12 protein-coding genes are annotated in these 14947 nt (G+C 71.8%); 4 read left to right on the top strand and 8 right to left on the bottom strand.

Going from position 1 to position 14947, the window contains the following annotated elements:
• Positions 1 to 125: 125 nt before the first annotated feature.
• The 3 genes from ACTWPW_RS42285 to ACTWPW_RS42275 are packed head-to-tail and all read right to left on the bottom strand — an operon-like array spanning position 126 to position 3306.
• Entirely contained in the window at positions 126 to 1751 is a 1626-nt protein-coding gene (locus ACTWPW_RS42285) for an ABC transporter permease (protein WP_443171995.1), read from the bottom strand.
• Positions 1748 to 2653 carry an ABC transporter ATP-binding protein gene (locus ACTWPW_RS42280; protein ID WP_443171994.1) on the bottom strand — a complete coding sequence of 302 codons (906 nt, stop codon included), beginning with the start codon at positions 2651 to 2653 and terminating at the stop codon, positions 1748 to 1750. The genes ACTWPW_RS42285 and ACTWPW_RS42280 overlap by 4 nt, the downstream gene beginning before the upstream one ends.
• Positions 2650 to 3306: a TetR/AcrR family transcriptional regulator gene (locus ACTWPW_RS42275; RefSeq protein WP_443171993.1), complete on the bottom strand. Its 657-nt coding sequence runs from the start codon at positions 3304 to 3306 to the stop codon at positions 2650 to 2652. Before ACTWPW_RS42275 ends, ACTWPW_RS42280 begins: the two co-directional genes overlap by 4 nt.
• Positions 3307 to 3463: 157 nt before the next feature.
• Between ACTWPW_RS42275 and uidA the strand changes: the two genes are divergently transcribed.
• The gene (gene uidA / locus ACTWPW_RS42270) at positions 3464 to 5290 is read left to right on the top strand and encodes a beta-glucuronidase (RefSeq protein WP_443171992.1); all 1827 of its coding nucleotides are present in this window, start codon (positions 3464 to 3466) and stop codon (positions 5288 to 5290) included.
• Positions 5291 to 5320: 30 nt separating this feature from the next.
• On the opposite strand, the gene ACTWPW_RS42265 is transcribed toward uidA, so the two are convergent.
• On the bottom strand, positions 5321 to 6157 hold the full coding sequence (locus ACTWPW_RS42265) for an EamA family transporter (protein WP_375113605.1): 837 nt from the start codon (positions 6155 to 6157) through the stop codon (positions 5321 to 5323).
• 116 nt (positions 6158 to 6273) lie between these two features.
• On the opposite strand from ACTWPW_RS42265, the gene ACTWPW_RS42260 reads away from it, so the two are divergent.
• Entirely contained in the window at positions 6274 to 6849 is a 576-nt protein-coding gene (locus ACTWPW_RS42260; RefSeq protein ID WP_375113604.1) for a helix-turn-helix domain-containing protein, read from the top strand.
• Between the two features lie 34 nt (positions 6850 to 6883).
• Here ACTWPW_RS42260 and ACTWPW_RS42255 read toward each other — a convergent pair whose 3' ends face one another.
• Genes ACTWPW_RS42255 through ACTWPW_RS42245 form a run of 3 tightly spaced genes read right to left on the bottom strand, consistent with a single transcriptional unit; the run spans position 6884 to position 11652 of the window.
• Complete coding sequence (locus ACTWPW_RS42255) at positions 6884 to 7717, bottom strand: SDR family NAD(P)-dependent oxidoreductase (RefSeq protein WP_375113603.1); 834 nt, start codon at positions 7715 to 7717, stop codon at positions 6884 to 6886.
• Positions 7718 to 7729: 12 nt separating this feature from the next.
• Entirely contained in the window at positions 7730 to 10366 is a 2637-nt protein-coding gene (locus ACTWPW_RS42250; protein WP_443171991.1) for a family 78 glycoside hydrolase catalytic domain, read from the bottom strand.
• Positions 10367 to 10368: 2 nt separating this feature from the next.
• Entirely contained in the window at positions 10369 to 11652 is a 1284-nt protein-coding gene (locus tag ACTWPW_RS42245; RefSeq protein ID WP_443171990.1) for an MFS transporter, read from the bottom strand.
• 170 nt (positions 11653 to 11822) lie between these two features.
• Between ACTWPW_RS42245 and ACTWPW_RS42240 the strand changes: the two genes are divergently transcribed.
• Positions 11823 to 12800: a LacI family DNA-binding transcriptional regulator gene (locus tag ACTWPW_RS42240; RefSeq protein ID WP_375113600.1), complete on the top strand. Its 978-nt coding sequence runs from the start codon at positions 11823 to 11825 to the stop codon at positions 12798 to 12800.
• Between the two features lie 8 nt (positions 12801 to 12808).
• On the opposite strand, the gene ACTWPW_RS42235 is transcribed toward ACTWPW_RS42240, so the two are convergent.
• Positions 12809 to 14002: a family 1 glycosylhydrolase gene (locus ACTWPW_RS42235; RefSeq protein WP_443171989.1), complete on the bottom strand. Its 1194-nt coding sequence runs from the start codon at positions 14000 to 14002 to the stop codon at positions 12809 to 12811.
• 155 nt (positions 14003 to 14157) lie between these two features.
• On the opposite strand from ACTWPW_RS42235, the gene ACTWPW_RS42230 reads away from it, so the two are divergent.
• A complete protein-coding gene (locus ACTWPW_RS42230) occupies positions 14158 to 14796 on the top strand; it encodes a TetR/AcrR family transcriptional regulator (protein ID WP_443171988.1) in 639 nt (212 codons plus the stop codon).
• Positions 14797 to 14947 lie beyond the last annotated feature (151 nt).

Here is a 14947-nt window from a genome sequence, read left to right as displayed (position 1 = left end):
AGGCGCCCGGGACGTTCAGCCCTCTCCCGGTCCCCGGCCCACCGGTGTCGCCGGTGAGCCGGGCCCGCAGGTCACCGGGACAGCCCGGCGGAGACCACCAGGGCGGCGGGCCGGCCATCATGGGACTACAAGGCCAGGCTCCTGCGCCGGAACAGTGCCAGCCCGGCCGCCGTCAGCGCGGCGGCCGCGATGACCAGCGCCACGAGCGGCCCGGCCGTCACGGCGGCCGCCGGGATCGGGGGCACGTGGGTGAACGGTGACAGGTCGCGCACCGCCTCGGGCAGCCCGAAGATCTCCCCGAGCAGCCCGAAGGCGATGCTCAGGACCAGCGCCGCCCAGGCGAGCATGACGGTCAGCCGGGGCAGCAGGCCGAAGACGAGCACGACGAAGCCGGCCAGGGTGAGCGCGGCGGGCAGCTGCGCCAGCCCGGCGCCGACGAGCGGGCCCACGCCGGTGACGCCGCCGACGGCGGCATCGGCCACTCCCATGCCGGCGCCCGCCAGCACCAGCAGCGCGGTCGCGCCGATCGCCGCGCAGGCCAGGTGCGCGCACACCCAGCGGACTTTGCCCACCGAGGTGGCCAGCACCGCTTCGGCCGGTCCGCCGGCCTCCTCCGAACGCAGGCGCAACAGCGCCTGGATGACGAAAGCCGCCGCGAGCACGCCGTAGACGTTCATCATCGCGGCGTAGAACGTGTCCACCAGGGTCGCGCCGCCGGCGTTGGCGAGCTGGTCCAGGAGCTCGGTGACGCCCGTGTTGCCGGTCATCGCCTCGTTGACGGTGTCGCCGAGCGTGCCGATGCCCAGGCCGAACAGCGCGCTGCCGATCAGCCAGCCGAGCGTCGTGCCGCGGTTCAGCCGCCAGGCCAGCCCGAGCGGGCTCACCAGCAGGCGAGTGCCCGCAGCGGGTCCGGGCCTGTCGGGGATCAGGCCGGCGCCGAAGTCACGGCGGTCGGCCACGGCGAAGGCCACGGCCATGCAGGCGACGAGGAACACGAGCGGCAGGGCGAGGACCCACCACACCTCCTCGCCGAACGGGCGCGCCTGCGTGCCCCAGCCGATGGGTGACAGCCAGGACGGCCAGGCGCTGGTCACCTGGATGCCGTCCGGTGCTCGTTCGCCGAGCGCGTCGCCGACGCCGCGTACCAGGTAGGCCACGCCGACGGCCGTCGCGGCGAAGGCGTTGGCCCCGCGCGCGCTCTGGAACAGCTGGGCCGCGACCGCGGCCAGGCCGGCGAAGGCCAGGCCGGTGGCGGCCGTCGCGGCGCCGAAGGCCACCGCGCCGTCGGCGGGCAGGCCGGCCCCCAGCAGGGTGCCGGTCAGCGCGGCGCCGAGCAGCAGGTCGGCCGCTCCGACCACGACCAGAGCGGCGGTGAGACCGGCGTACCTGCCGACGCTGCCCGCGCCGAGCATCTCACCTCTGCCGTTCTCCTCGTTCTGCCGGGTGTGCCGGACGATCGCGAAGGTGCTCATCAGCCCGGCCAGCACCAGCATGGACGCGAAGTTGCGGAAGTTCACCACCGCGCCCAGGTCGGTGCCGACCGGTGTGCCGCGCATGAGGAGGACGGCCGGGCTGGTGCCGGCGCCCTTCACCGCGGCGAGCCGTCCGGCCTCGTCGGGGAACTCGTCGGCCACCGCCGCGGCACCGGCCGCCAGCAGCAGCACCGAGCCGGCGATCCAGATCGGCAGCTGGACGCGGTCGCGCCGCAGCGCCAGGCGGACCAGCCGGCCCGTGCCCGTGCAGGCGCTCATCGACCTGCTCCGACCGCGGGCGCGTCGCCGTAGTGGCGCATGAAGAGCTCCTCCAGCGTCGGCGGATGGCTGGTCAACGCCCGCACGTCGAAGCCGGCCAGGTGCCGCAGCACCTCGGGGAACTGCGCCGAGTCCACGTCGAACCGCGCACGCGTGCCGTCGGCCACCACGTCGTGGACACCGGGCAGGGCGGCCAGCCCGGTGATCGGCTCGGTCGCCTCCACGGCGAGCGAGGTCCTGGTCAGGTGGCGGAGCTGGGCGAGCGTGCCGGATTCGACCGTGACGCCGTCACGGATGATGCTCACTCCCGAGCAGAGGGCTTCGACCTCGGAGAAGATGTGGCTGGACAGCAGGACGGTCGCCCCGCGAGCGCTCACCTCGCGGACGGTCTGCTGGAAGGCCGCCTCCATCAGCGGGTCCAGGCCGGAGGTGGGCTCGTCGAGGACGAACAGCTCGACGTCGGAGGCGAAGGCGGCGATGAGTGCCACCTTCTGCCTGTTGCCCTTGGAATACGTGCGGCAGCGCTTGGTCGGATCCAGCTGGAAGCGCTCGACCAGCTCCGTGCGACGGGCTCTGTCCAGCCCGCCGCGCAGGTTGCCGAACAGGTCGATGGCCTCGCCCCCGGTGAGGTTCGGCCACAGGCTCACGTCGCCGGGCACGTAGGCCAGCCGGGTGTGCAGGCGTACGGCGTCTCGCCAGGGATCGCCGCCGAGCAGGCTCACCTTCCCGGCGTCGGCCCGCAGCAGGCCGAGCAGCACGCGGATGGTTGTCGTCTTGCCCGCGCCGTTGGGCCCCAGGAAGCCGTGCACCTCGCCGGTGCCGACCCTGAGGTCCAGGCCGTTCAGTGCCCGGCTCGTACCGAATGTCTTGACCAGACCGGACACCGCGATGGCGTCAGTCATCGTGATTCTCCTTCGGGGGATGTGCGCTCGGCCTCGTCGAGCGCGGCCTGGATCCGGCGCGCGTCCTCGAGGCTGAGGAGAGGGTGCGAATAGAGGTCGACGAGCCCCCTGGCGAGCAGGCGGTCGCCGCGCGGACTGGACACGTCCGCGCCGATCGCCCGTGACAGGTGCTCGTGCAGGATCCCGACGGACAGCGCCATCGACGTGGCGATGGCCGCGCGGATCCGCACGTCGACGGCGGGGGGATCCGGCCGGCTCCGGTCGGCTTCGAGCAGCCACGGCACGGTCAGCCGTACGAGCTCGTCGAACAGAGCGCCCGCCGAGCCCTCGGCCAGCGCCCGCATCATGTAGCGGCGCTGGGACTCGGGGATCGCGCGCGCGGCGAGCGCCGAGTCGAGCGCACCCGAGGTGAAGCCGGCTCTGGCATGGTCGTTGGTCTGGCGGATCATCCTGATCAGGTGCTCGTCGCAGGCCTCACGCAGGCCCTGTTTGGTCCCGAAGTGGTGACGCACCAGACCGGGCGAGACCCCGGCCGTCTCGGCGATGCCGCGCAGGGATGCCCGCTCGTAGCCGAGTTCGCCGAAGTGCTGGATGGCCGCGTCCCTGATGCGCGCCCGGGCGGTCAGGTCTTCGGGAGCTGCTGCTGTCGTCATGTCGTCGCTCCTATTCGCTCGGATAGCTTACTACCACGTCGGGTCAAGAAACTATCCGCTTGGGTAGTCATCGAGCGACCTTCCCTTGAAACTCGTATTGCAATTCGGTTTTCGATGCTAGGGTGGCCGTTCAAAGACGCGCCAAGGAGGCATCGCGATGTTGAGGCCACGTGCCACCGCCACCCGTGAGCTGGTCAATCTGGACGGCCTGTGGCGGTTCGCGGTCGATTCCGCCGCCGGTGAGCGGCCGTGGGGCGGGACGCTCGACACCCCGCTCGAGGCCGCGGTGCCGGCGAGCTACAACGACCTGTTCACCGACCCCGCGATCCGCGATCATGTCGGCTGGGTGTGGTATCAGCGGACCGTGCGCGTGCCGCGCGGCTGGACGGGCGAGCGGGTGTTCCTGCGCGTGGACGCCGCCACGCACGAAGGGAGGGTCTACGTCGACGACGTCCTGGTCGCCGAGCATGTGGGCGGCTACACCCCGTTCGAGGCCGACATCACCGAGCGGGTGAGGCCGGGCGCGGAGTTCAGGCTCACCATCGGCGTGAACAACGAGCTGACCGGCCGCACCATCCCGCCCGGCACGGTCACCGTCACGCGCGACGGGCGGCGGCAGCAGACCTACCTGCACGACTTCTACAACTACGCCGGGCTGGCCCGCTCGGTGTGGCTCCGCAGCGTCCCCGACGTGCACGTCGAGGACATCACGATCGTGACCGGCGTCGAGGGGGACTCCGGGACGGTGGCCTACTCCGTCCGCACCAGCGCCCCCGGGCACGTCCGGGTCCGTGCCGTGGACGCCTCGGGAGCGGAGGTCGCCGCCGCCGAGGGCGAGAACGGCGTGCTCCGGATCGACGACGTGACGCTGTGGCGGCCCGGCGCGGCCTACCTCTACGACCTGGTGGTCGAGCTGCTCGACGGTGACCGGGTGGTCGACACCTGCACCGAGCCGTTCGGAGTGCGCACCGTCGAGGTCCGGGGCACGCAATTCCTCATCAACGGCGAGCCGTTCTACTTCACCGGCTTCGGCAAGCACGAGGACTCGCCGGTGCGCGGCAAGGGCCATGACGACGCCTACCTCGTGCACGACTTCCAGCTCATGGACTGGATCGGCGCCAACTCCTTCCGCACCTCGCACTACCCCTACGCCGAGGAGGTGATGGAGTTCGCCGACCGGCACGGCATCGTCGTCATCGACGAGACCGCGGCCGTGGGGCTCAACCTGGCGGTGCAGGGCGGGCTCTCCGGCGTGCCGCCCCGGCCGACCTTCTCGCCGGAGACCTTCGGCGCGGCCACCCGCGAGGCGCACGCCCAGGCGATCCGCGAGCTGGTCGCCCGCGACAAGAACCATCCCAGCGTCGTCATGTGGTGCGTCGCCAACGAGCCGTCCTCCGCCGAAGAGGGCGCCCGCGAGTACTTCGAGCCGCTGGTGGAGCTGACCCGCGAGCTCGACCCCACCCGTCCGGTCTGCTACGCCGCCGTCATCTTCGCCACGCACGAGAACGACCGCATCGCCGACCTGTTCGACGTCCTGTGCGTCAACCGCTACTACGGCTGGTACATCGCCACCGGCGACCTGGCCACCGCGGAGACCTACCTGGAGCACGACCTGCGCGGCTGGGCGGAGAAGTTCGGCAAACCGATCATGATGAGCGAGTACGGCGCCGACACCCTGCCCGGCCTGCACTCGGTGTGGGACACGCCGTGGACCGAGGAGTACCAGCAGGCCTACCTCGCGATGAACCACCGCGTGTTCGACCGGATCGAGGCGTTCGTCGGCGAGCACGTGTGGAACTTCGCCGACTTCCAGACCTCCCACGGCATCCACCGCGTGGACGGCAACAGGAAGGGTGTGTTCACCCGCGACCGCAGGCCGAAGGCCGCGGCCCACGCGCTGCGGGCCCGCTGGACGGCGCTCGCCGGCCGCGAACCGGCGGGCACGGAGGGCCCGCGGGGCTCCTCGGGGCCGGACGCCTCCTGAAGGCCGTCGCGTGCCGCCGGGCGGCTTCGGTCAGGTCAGGGCGAGGAGGCTGACGGCGACGGCGGCGGTGCCCAGGCCGACGAGCTGGGCGCGACCGACGCGTTCGGCGAGCACGCCACGGGCGAGCAGGACCGTGCCGGCCGGGTAGAGAGCGACGATCACGGCGACGACGGCGAGGTCCCCGCCGCGGGAGGCGAGCAGGAACAGCAGGTTCGCCACGGAGTCCAGCGCACCCGCGGCGGCCGACATCGCGTAGGCGGGCCGCTCGGGGCCCAGCTTGCGGCGCATCAGCCCGGCCGCGGCCAGGGTGAGGGCCGAGGAGAAGGCCCGGCCCACGATCAGCGGCGCCACCCCGCTGTCGGACGGCGCCTGATGCAGGAAGATCAGCTGAAGGGCGATCGCGGCGCCCGCGCCGAAGGCCAGCAGCAGCGCGGCACGGGACGGGCGCGCCGCACCCGTCCCGTGTCCGGCGCTGACCAGCACCACCGCCACGAGGGCGAGCGGCAGGCCCACCAGCCCGGCGGCGGACAGGTGCTCGCCCTGCAGCAGGCCCGCGCTGACGGGCAGCACGGCGGACACCAGCGCGGTCACCGGCGACAGCACGTTCATCGGACCGATCGCCAGGGTGCGGTAGAGCAGGGCGAACGCGGCGGCCGAGGCCACCCCCGAGGCGGCACCCCAGCCGAGCGCCCCGGCGCTGAACGAGGCGCCGAGCACCGGCCACAGCAGCAGCTCGATCGCGAGACTGGCCGGGGCGGCGATCATCACGGTACGCAGCACATGAGCCTTACGGGCACCGAGACCACCGAGGAAGTCGGCGCACCCATAAGCGAGCGAGCTGCCCAGGGCCAGCAGCAGAGCGATCACAGCACATCCTTCACTACCAGTACAACGACCAGAGCGTACAATAGATCGACCGGATAGGGTTAATCAAACGACCGCATGGTGCATTGAAGTGGTCCAGCTGTGAGGATGGTGATCAGATGGCCGAGACGGCCACAGCCCTGCGGACGGTGGCGCACAACGTCCGGGCGGCCCGCAACCGCGCGGGCCTGAGCCTCGACGAGCTCAGCCGGCGCGCGCAGGTCAGCAAGGGCGCGCTGGTGGCACTGGAGAAAGCCCAGGGCAACCCCAACCTGGCCACCCTGGTGCGCCTGGCCGACACCCTCGGCATCTCGGTGTCCGCCCTCATGCAGGGGCCGTCCGAAGGCCGCGTCCGCGTCGTGACCGCCGGCGCCGTCGCGCCGCTGTGGACCGGCGAACGGGGCAGCCAGGCCCGGCTCATGCTGACGACCTCGGGCCCGGCCCCGGTCGAGGTGTGGCGCTGGGAGCTGGAACCGGACGAGGAATACGCCAGCGACTCCCACCAGGCCGGAGTCGTGGAGACCGTCAGCGTCACCTCCGGCCGGATGACCCTGATCATCGACGGCGCCGAGCACGCCGTCGAGGCCGGGCAGACCGCCACGTACAACGGCGACGTCCCGCATGTCTATCGCGGCTCGGGCACCGGGACCTGCAGCCTGATCATGACCGTCCAGCTCCCGCCCGGCCCCGCTTGACCGCCGGCTCTCCCGTGACCCGGTCGGCCGCTGCTCAGGCGGTGTCGCCGCCGTCCGCGAGCAAGGTGCTGCCGGTCATGAAGGCCGACAGGTCCGAGGCGCAGAACAGGACGACGCGCGCGATGTCATCAGGAACGCCGACCCGGCCGATCGGGCTGTCGAGCATGAGGTCGGTCGGCGGGACGCCGTCGGTCATCACGGCCGCCGCCATCATCATGTTGCCTTCCGTGGGGACGAAGCTCGGTGCCACCCCGAGCACGCGGATGCCCAGCGGAGCCAGCTCCAGGGCCAGCTCGCGCGTCAGTCCGCGGGCGGCGTGCTTCGAACCGACGTAGGCGGCCAGGCCGGGCGCGCTCGCGCGGAAGCCGGCGGTCGAGACGATGTTCACGATGACACCGCCCCCGCGACCATCCCTACTGCCGCCTGGGCCCGCCGCCGACATGCGGCGGGCCGCCTCGCGCGCGCCGACGAAGACGCCGCGCGCGTTCACGGCGAACACCTGGTCCCACGTTTCCTCGCTCATCTCCAGCAGCGGGACGCTCGGGAAGATCCCGGCGTTGTTCACCCACACGTCCAGGCCGCCGAGCTCGGCGACCGCGCGGTCGGCCGCCGCGGCCACGGCCGCCGCGTCCGTGACGTCCATGGCGGCGCCGATCGCGCGTACCCCGTGGCGTTCGGCGAGCTGCTTGGCGGCGGTCACGGCCAGCTCCTCGTCGATGTCGCCGATCAGCAGGTCGGCTCCCGCCTCGGCCAGGCGGAGCGCGATCGCCTTGCCGAGCCCTCGGCCACCTCCGGTCACGACCGCGCGTCGCCCGTGCAGGGAGACGAGCTCGGCCAGGGATTTGCCCGACACATCGGCAGTGGACATGAATGATCTCCTTCAGTGGGAAAGGGGCCGGCGCCGGGAGAAACGGCCCGGGCCGGTGTGGAACGTGTGGCCGTCCGGGAAGCGGACCTGCGCCTGGGCGCCGCCGGGCACGTCGACCGAGATGGCCAGGTGATCGTCCTCGACGCGCCAGCCGACGGTGATCAGACCCTGCGGGCTGTCGTACGTGCCCGTGGCCCAGGTGATCGCCTCATTGAGCACCGGCGCGACGACGAAGGACTCCCACCCGGCGGAGCCCGGGGCCTGGCGCAGCCCGAGGGTGTGGGTGTGCAGGAAACGGATGACCGCGCCCTTGCTGTAGTGGTTGAGCGACGCGGTGGCGGTGCCGTCCTCGGACACGCCGTCCCAGTCCTCCCAGATGGTCGTCGCGCCCCGGTCCAGCATGCCGAGCCACGAGGGGGACGACCGCTGGTACAGCACCGCGTAGGCGACGTCGGGATGGCCCGTGTCGGCCAGGACGGGCAGCAGGTCGGCCGTCGAGAGGAAGCCGGTGCCGAGGTGGCCGCCGGCGGTGCCGATCAGGCCGACGAGGTGCCGGGCCGCCTTCTCCCGCAGCTCCTCCGGGACGAGGCCGAAGGCCAGGGCACGTACGTAGCTCGCCTGGGTGCCGGCCTTCGTGCGGCCCGCCGCGTCCAGGAACTCGGTCTGCCATGCCTCGCGTACCTTTCGCGCCGTTTCGCGGTAGCGGGCCGCGTCGCCGGCTCGGCCCAGCACCTCCGCCACCGCGGCGGTGGTGTCGGCCGAGCGGTACAGGTAGGCGGTGCCGACCTCGCCCTTGTCCGCCGCGTACCAGGCGATGGGGTCGGCCAGCACGGGGTCGATGAGGGTGCCGTCCGAGGCGCGTCGCCTCGGCTCCAGCCACTCTCCCCAGTGGAAGGAGCCGTCCCAGACGAACTCCTCGTGGGGCAGGGGCTCGGCCGAGCGTTCGACGCGGGAGGGGTGCCGGGCCTGGCGGGCGGTCGTGAGCGCCCATTCGACCCAGCGGCGCATCGCGGGCCAGTTCTCGGCGAGGGCGGCGGTGTCGCCGTAGGTCTCGTACAGCACCCACGGGACCAGGACGACGGCGTCGCCCCACCCGGCCGAGCCGGTGATCGCGTCCGCCATCGGGTCGTCGTGGATCTTGAGCCGGTTGGCGTCCGGCGAGGAGTTGACCACGCGGCCGTCCGCGAGCTGGTCGTCGCGGACCGAGCGCAGCCACTTGCGGCTGAAGCCGTCCACGTCGTACAGGCGGGCGGCGGTCGGGGCGAAGATCTGGTAGTCGCCGGTCCAGCCGAGGCGCTCGCGGGTGGGGCAGTCGGTCGGGAGGTCGACGGCGTTGCCGCGGAAGCTCCAGCGGGCGGCCTCGTGCAGGCGGTTGAGGTCGTCGTCGCTGCACGCGAAGGTCGCCGTCGGGCGCAGGTCGGTGTGCACGACCCGCATGGTGATGCTCGCCGGGTCCACGGCCCGCGATATGCGCGCGTAGCGGAAGCCGTGGACGGTGTGCCGGGGCTCGAACACCTCGCCGGGCCTGCCGGAGGAGACGACCTCGTCGCGTTGCGTGAACGGGATCGGGCTCTCGCCCGGCCTCCGGCTGTCCAGGTGGCTCGTGGTCAGGTCTCCGGTGGGGTCCAGGTGCTCGCCGTGGTCGATCACCGTGCGGGTGCCCGCCGGGCCGAGGTCGGCGAGGGCGATCCAGCCGGAGGCGTTCTGGCCGAAGTCCACGATGTACGCGCCGTTGTCGTGCCGGGTCACCGAGCGCGGGGCGAGCTGTTCGACCCGTCGCACCGGCGGGGCCGGCGAGTAGCTGATCGGCGGAGCCGTGACGGCGTCCACCAGGACCGGCCGGGGCGTGCCGGGCGGGGCGGTGAAGTCGGTCGTCTGGCCGTTCATGAGGTCGGCCGCGACGATGTGGCTGCGGCGCGAGGTCCAGCCCGCATCGGTGACCACGACCGCCTCGGTGCCGTCGGCGTAGCGGACGTGCAGCTGGAGCCTGGCCGCGGTGGCCGTGCCCCAGCAGTCGCGCTTGCGCCAGGTGCCGTTGCTGCCCCGGTACCAGCCGTCCGAGAGCAGGATCTCCAGGTCGTTGACGCCGCCGCGCAGCAGCTCGGTGACGTCGGCGGCCTGGGCGTGGAGCGTGTCCCCGTACGAGGTGCAGCCCGGCGCCAGCTCGGCCGTCCCCACCCGCGTGCCGTTGACGAACGCCTCGTAGCCGCCGAGCGCGGTGGCGTACAGCCGGGCCCGGGCGATGTCGTCGCGCAGGTGCGCGCTGCCGGCGAGGACGTGAGCGGGACGGGGGTCTTCGCCGTCCTCCCGCGGGGAGATCCAGCGTGCCGACCAGTCCCGGTCCAGCAGGCCCGACTCGAAGGCGTGCCAGGACGACCAGCCCGAGACCTCCTCGCCGCGCCGGGCGCGGACCCGCCACGCCACGGACTGGCGGCTGCGCAGCGGCGGCAGCGGCCATTCGACGAACAGGTGCCGGCCGGAGGCGACGTCGGCCACCGCCCGCTCCTCGCCGTCCACGCGGAACCGCAGGTCGTAGCCGTCCTGCCCGCTCCACGTCGGCGGGAGCTTCCAGGACAGCGACGGCCGCTCCTCGGAGACCGGGAACTGGTCGCCGCCGGCGTCGATCCGAAGGTCGTAAGGTGCGCCCATGCTCAGCGCACCGCTTTCACGCGGGTGAACACCAGCAGTCCGCCGATCAGCGCCAGCGCCGCTCCCGCGAGGTAGAGGAGCGTGTAGTTCTTGTCGCCGCCGCCCGCGCCGATGCCGATGACGAACGGCGCGATGAGCGGTGCGATCGCGCTCGGGAGCTTGTGCGCGAACGCCACCACCGCCATGTACCGGCCGGCCTCCTCCCGGCTGGGCAGCACGGCGAGCACGATCGCCTGGTCGACGGCGCTGAAGAACGCGATCGCGAGCTGCATCAGCACGGAGCCGATCATCAGCGTCACGAAGGTGTGGGCGAAGGCCTCGACGCTCCCGCCGGCGACGAAGAAGAGCGCGCCGATGAGGGCGAACAGCCGTCGCCTGCGCAGCTTGTCCGACAGGTAGCCGCCGCCGACCGCGCCGAGGGCCGCGGCGACGACGCCGGCCACGCCGATGATGGCCACCGTGCCCGCGACCTCCCTGACCGGCAGGTCGAGGCGCTGGGCGTAGAAGAACGTGGTGAACGTCGTGTTGAAGTACAGGCCCAGGAAGAACATCAGGCGGCCCAGCCAGTTCCACCCGAAGTCCGGATATTTCCGGGGATTGAACACGTAGCTTGCGGCCAGCGTCCGCACCGACACGGGCGCGGTGCGGACGGTGCCGCGCGTGTCGGCCTCCTTGCCCACGACGAGGAAGACCACCAGCAGCACCGCGCCGACGAGACCGGGCAGGACGAAGACGAGGAACGTGCTGCCCGCCACGGCGGAGGTGATCCCGATGCCGATGATGGGGGCGATCTGGCCGGTGAGTCCGGTGAAGCCGCCGATCTTGCCGCGCTGTTCCTCGGGGATGCGGTCGGCCTGCACGTTGAGGATCGCCTGCGCGGCCGTCGCCCAGCCCAGCATCGCGACGATCCAGCCGGCTCCCACGAGCAGCACGTTGGGCGCGACCGCGATGCCCGCCAGCGCCGCCAGGCCCAGGGCCAGGCCGGCCAGCATGAAGGGGCGGCGGCGGCCGAGGCGGCTGCGGGTGCGGTCGCTCCACACGCCGAGCAGCGGGCTGAGCACGAGATAGATCGTCTGCGCGGTGCCCGTGACGTACCCGAGCACCTCCTCGCGTCCGGGGACGAGCTCGTCGATCCGCACCGCCAGTGAGAACGACAGCGGGACGACGAACGCCATGGAGATGCCGAAGTTGGCGGCCATCATCCAGAAGATGTAGCTCGCCCGTGCCCTCGGCAGGTTGTCGGACGCCTCGGCGTCGAGGGGTTCGAGAGAGGGGGGAGTGGCCATGAACACCCCTTCCAGAGAAGTCAGGGCCAGAGAAAGTGCAGCTCGTTACTTAAGCGCATCAGTAACCTACCGTTGACCGCGGACCAGATCGCAAGACATCCGCCCGTAACAACTGCGCAACGGAGACATGAGTCACATATGTGTTCCAGCACGTCATACGATGAAGTGACATGACACCCCCAGCAAAGCGGGCCACCAGCGCTGATGTCGCCCGGGCGGCCGGCGTCTCCGCCACGACCGTGAGCTACGTGCTCAACGACACGCCAGGGCAGTCGATCCCGGAGGAGACCAGGCGCCGGGTCCTCGAGGCGGTCGAGCAGCTCGGCTACCGTCCGCGTGGCTCGGCCCGCTCGCTGGCCGCGGGTCGCAGCGACGTCGTGCTGCTGTCCATCCCGCATCTGTCGATCGGCCCCGGGATCACCCGGTTCGTGGAGCAGTTCGCCGCCAGCCTGGCCCAGGCCGGCCTGACCCTGGTCACCCACCTGGCCGGAGCGCCCGGCCGGTCACTGCCCGACGTCTGCGCCGCCATCGACGCCTCGGTGGTCGCCAGCCTCGACCCGCTCGACGACGACACCGCGCAGGCGTTGCGCCGGGCGGGCGCGGACCTCGTCTTCACCACCGAGGTCGAGGCCCATCCCACCATGCGGCGCATGGGCCGCCTTCAGGCCGAGCACCTCATCGACCTGGGCCATCGTCGCCTCGGCTACGCCATGCCAGAGCACCCGTTGCTCCGCAGGATCGCCGACGACCGGATGCGCGGCGTCGCCGAGGCCTGCGCACACGCCGGCCTGGAACCCCCGCTGGCGCTCGATACCAAGCTCGACACCGCCGCCATGGCCCGCGCCGCGCGACGGTGGCGGCGGGAGTCGGTGACGGCGGTGTGCGCCTACAACGACGAGGTCGCGATCGCGCTCCTGACGGGCATGCGCCGGGCCAGGCTCACCGCGCCCGGCGACCTGGCGGTCATCGGCGCCGACGACATCCCGCTCGCCCAGGCGGCCGAACCGCCGCTCAGCACGATCGCCTTCGACCTGGAGAAGGTCGGCCGATCCCTGGCGGACGCGGTCGTGGCCAGCCTGTCGGGCCGCAGGCCGCGGCTGCCGCCGACCTCGCTGGACCCGCACGTCGTCCACCGCGCGTCGACCTGACGCGGGGCCTACGCGAGCCCGCCGCGGCGGGCGACCTCGCCGAGCCAGGCCAGGCTCGGCTTGGGCTTGCGCTCGAACGTCTCGCGATCCACGGCCATGAGGCCGAACGTGGGCCCCCAGTGACCCCACTCGTAGTTGTCGACCGCGGTCCAATGGATGTAGCCGCGTACGTCGATGCCTTCGTCCATGCAGGCGAACAGGTGGCGCAGGGCCTCGTCCGTGTAGGCGATGCGGCGGGTGTCGTCGGGGGTGGCGATGCCGTTCTCGGTGATGAGGATCGGGGTGTGCCCGGTCGCCTCCCAGGCGTGCCGGACGGCGATGCCGATCGCGTCGGGCCGGTAGGCGTTGCCGGTCATGGTGCTGTCCGGGGCTTGCGGGTGCGGGACGACGCCGTGCTCGTCCACGGCCTGGCTGGAGTAGGACTGCACGCCGATGAAGTCGTCGCCGCGGGCCGCCTCCAGGTAGAGGTCCTCGCGGATGTAGCGCAGCTCGCGGAGCTTGTCCTCGTTGCCGGGCGTCGGGGTGAGGGCCTGGCAGGCCACCGTCCAGCCGACGGCCGCGCCGGTGTGCTTCTTCAGGATCTCGCGGGCGGCGTCGTGCGCTTCGGCCAGGCGGTGGCCGACCTCCGGGTCGGGGTTCGGCAGCACCGGTCGCGCGGCGCCCTCCACGGTCGGGCTCATCCACGACCTGGCGTCGCCGGACTGCGCGGCCCTGCTCATGGTCACCATCAGGGCGAGCATGTTCGGCTCGTTGATCGTGCAGACCCACTCGACCCCGTCGAGAATGCCGGTCACCGCCTGGACGTAGGCCTGGAAGCGCTCGATCGCCCGCTCTCCCATCCAGCCCCCCTCCTCGGCGAACCAGCGCGGGTTGGTGAAGTGGTGCAGCGTGATGACCGGGGTGAGCCCCAGGTCGAAGGCGGTGTCGATCATCCTGCGGTAATGGGCCAGCTCGGCCCGGGAGAAGTGCCCCGGAGACGGCTCGACGCGGGCCCACTCGATGCCGAAGCGGTAGGTGTCGAGCCCGGCCTCGGCCAGCAGGCGCATGTCCTCGGCGTAGCGGTGGTAGCTGTCGCACGCGTCGCCGCTGCGCTCCATGCCCGGCATGCGCTGCTCGAGAACCCACCAGTCGCTGTTGACGTTGTTGCCTTCCACCTGGTGTGGCGCGGTCGCCGCGCCCCAGAGGAATCCGGGTCGGGTCATCGTTCGGTCCTTGCTCGAGACTGCGGGGTCGACACACGGTAACACCGAAACTCGAATCGCGATACTATTTTGGCGCGCCGGGCGAGGGCCGGCGCGCCGCCGCGATACCATCAAACCCGAATAGGAGTACGAATTTAACGCCGCCGGAGGAGACCGTGAGCCAGAGCACCAGCCGCGGGCCGTACGCCAAGACGGCCGCGATCCGCCGCCGGGTCGTCGAAGCCTGCGTGGACGCCTTCGGCCAGACCGGTTTCTACGGCGCGACCATGAAAGACATCGCCAAGCGCGCCGGCATCAGCTACACGGGCCTGCTGCACCACTTCTCCAGCAAGGAGGAGCTGCTCGCGGCCGTGCTGGAGCTGCGCGACGAACGCGGCACCGCCTACCTCGAATCGGCACGCGCCCTCGATCCCACCGCCAACCCCGTCGAGAGCCTCCGGGGCATGCTCTCCGTCATCGTGGACAACGAGCTGCAGCCCGGCCTGATGGAGTTGCACTGTGTCGTGTCGGGGGAGGCCACCTCTCCCGACCATCCGGCGCACGCGTACTACGCCGAGCGCTACCGCATGCTCCGCCGCTTCTACGCCATGGCGTTCCAGGCCCTGGCCGACCGCGGAGAGCTGCACTCGTCCAGCGATCCGGAGACGCTCGCCACGATGACCATCGCGCTCATCAACGGCGTGCAGGCCCAGTGGCTCTTCGACCGGGACTCGGTGCAGATGGAACGCTCGATCCGGGAATTCCTGGTCGCCGCCGTCCCCGCGCTCGCTGGACGTGCCGGAGCGCGCCCCTGACAAGCTGCGCACCCTCACCCGGCCGCCGGGTCGTCGCTGTAGCGGTAGGCCCTGGCCAGCACGAGTTTGCCGTTCTTGGTGATGGCGAGCTGCGCGCAGGAGATCCCGCGCTCCACGATGTAGGTCTTCATCACGTTGTCGAAGCCGACGA

The sequence above is a fragment of the Nonomuraea sp. KM90 genome, assembly GCF_052246675.1.
Classification (GTDB): Bacteria; Actinomycetota; Actinomycetes; order Streptosporangiales; family Streptosporangiaceae; genus Nonomuraea.
This window is presented reverse-complemented; position numbering and strand designations above follow the sequence as displayed.

Excerpts from the sequence above, each read along its gene's own strand:
- ACTWPW_RS42235 (WP_443171989.1), bottom strand. The coding sequence starts at position 14,002 with ATGACCCGACCCGGATTCCTCTGGGGCGCGGCGACCGCGCCACACCAG.
- ACTWPW_RS42260 (WP_375113604.1), top strand. The coding sequence starts at position 6,274 with ATGGCCGAGACGGCCACAGCCCTGCGGACGGTGGCGCACAACGTCCGG.
- ACTWPW_RS42240 (WP_375113600.1), top strand. The coding sequence starts at position 11,823 with ATGACACCCCCAGCAAAGCGGGCCACCAGCGCTGATGTCGCCCGGGCG.
- ACTWPW_RS42255 (WP_375113603.1), bottom strand. The coding sequence starts at position 7,717 with ATGTCCACTGCCGATGTGTCGGGCAAATCCCTGGCCGAGCTCGTCTCC.
- uidA (WP_443171992.1), top strand. The coding sequence starts at position 3,464 with ATGTTGAGGCCACGTGCCACCGCCACCCGTGAGCTGGTCAATCTGGAC.
- ACTWPW_RS42275 (WP_443171993.1), bottom strand. The coding sequence starts at position 3,306 with ATGACGACAGCAGCAGCTCCCGAAGACCTGACCGCCCGGGCGCGCATC.
- ACTWPW_RS42245 (WP_443171990.1), bottom strand. The coding sequence starts at position 11,652 with ATGGCCACTCCCCCCTCTCTCGAACCCCTCGACGCCGAGGCGTCCGAC.
- ACTWPW_RS42280 (WP_443171994.1), bottom strand. The coding sequence starts at position 2,653 with ATGACTGACGCCATCGCGGTGTCCGGTCTGGTCAAGACATTCGGTACG.
- ACTWPW_RS42250 (WP_443171991.1), bottom strand. The coding sequence starts at position 10,366 with ATGGGCGCACCTTACGACCTTCGGATCGACGCCGGCGGCGACCAGTTC.
- ACTWPW_RS42285 (WP_443171995.1), bottom strand. The coding sequence starts at position 1,751 with ATGAGCGCCTGCACGGGCACGGGCCGGCTGGTCCGCCTGGCGCTGCGG.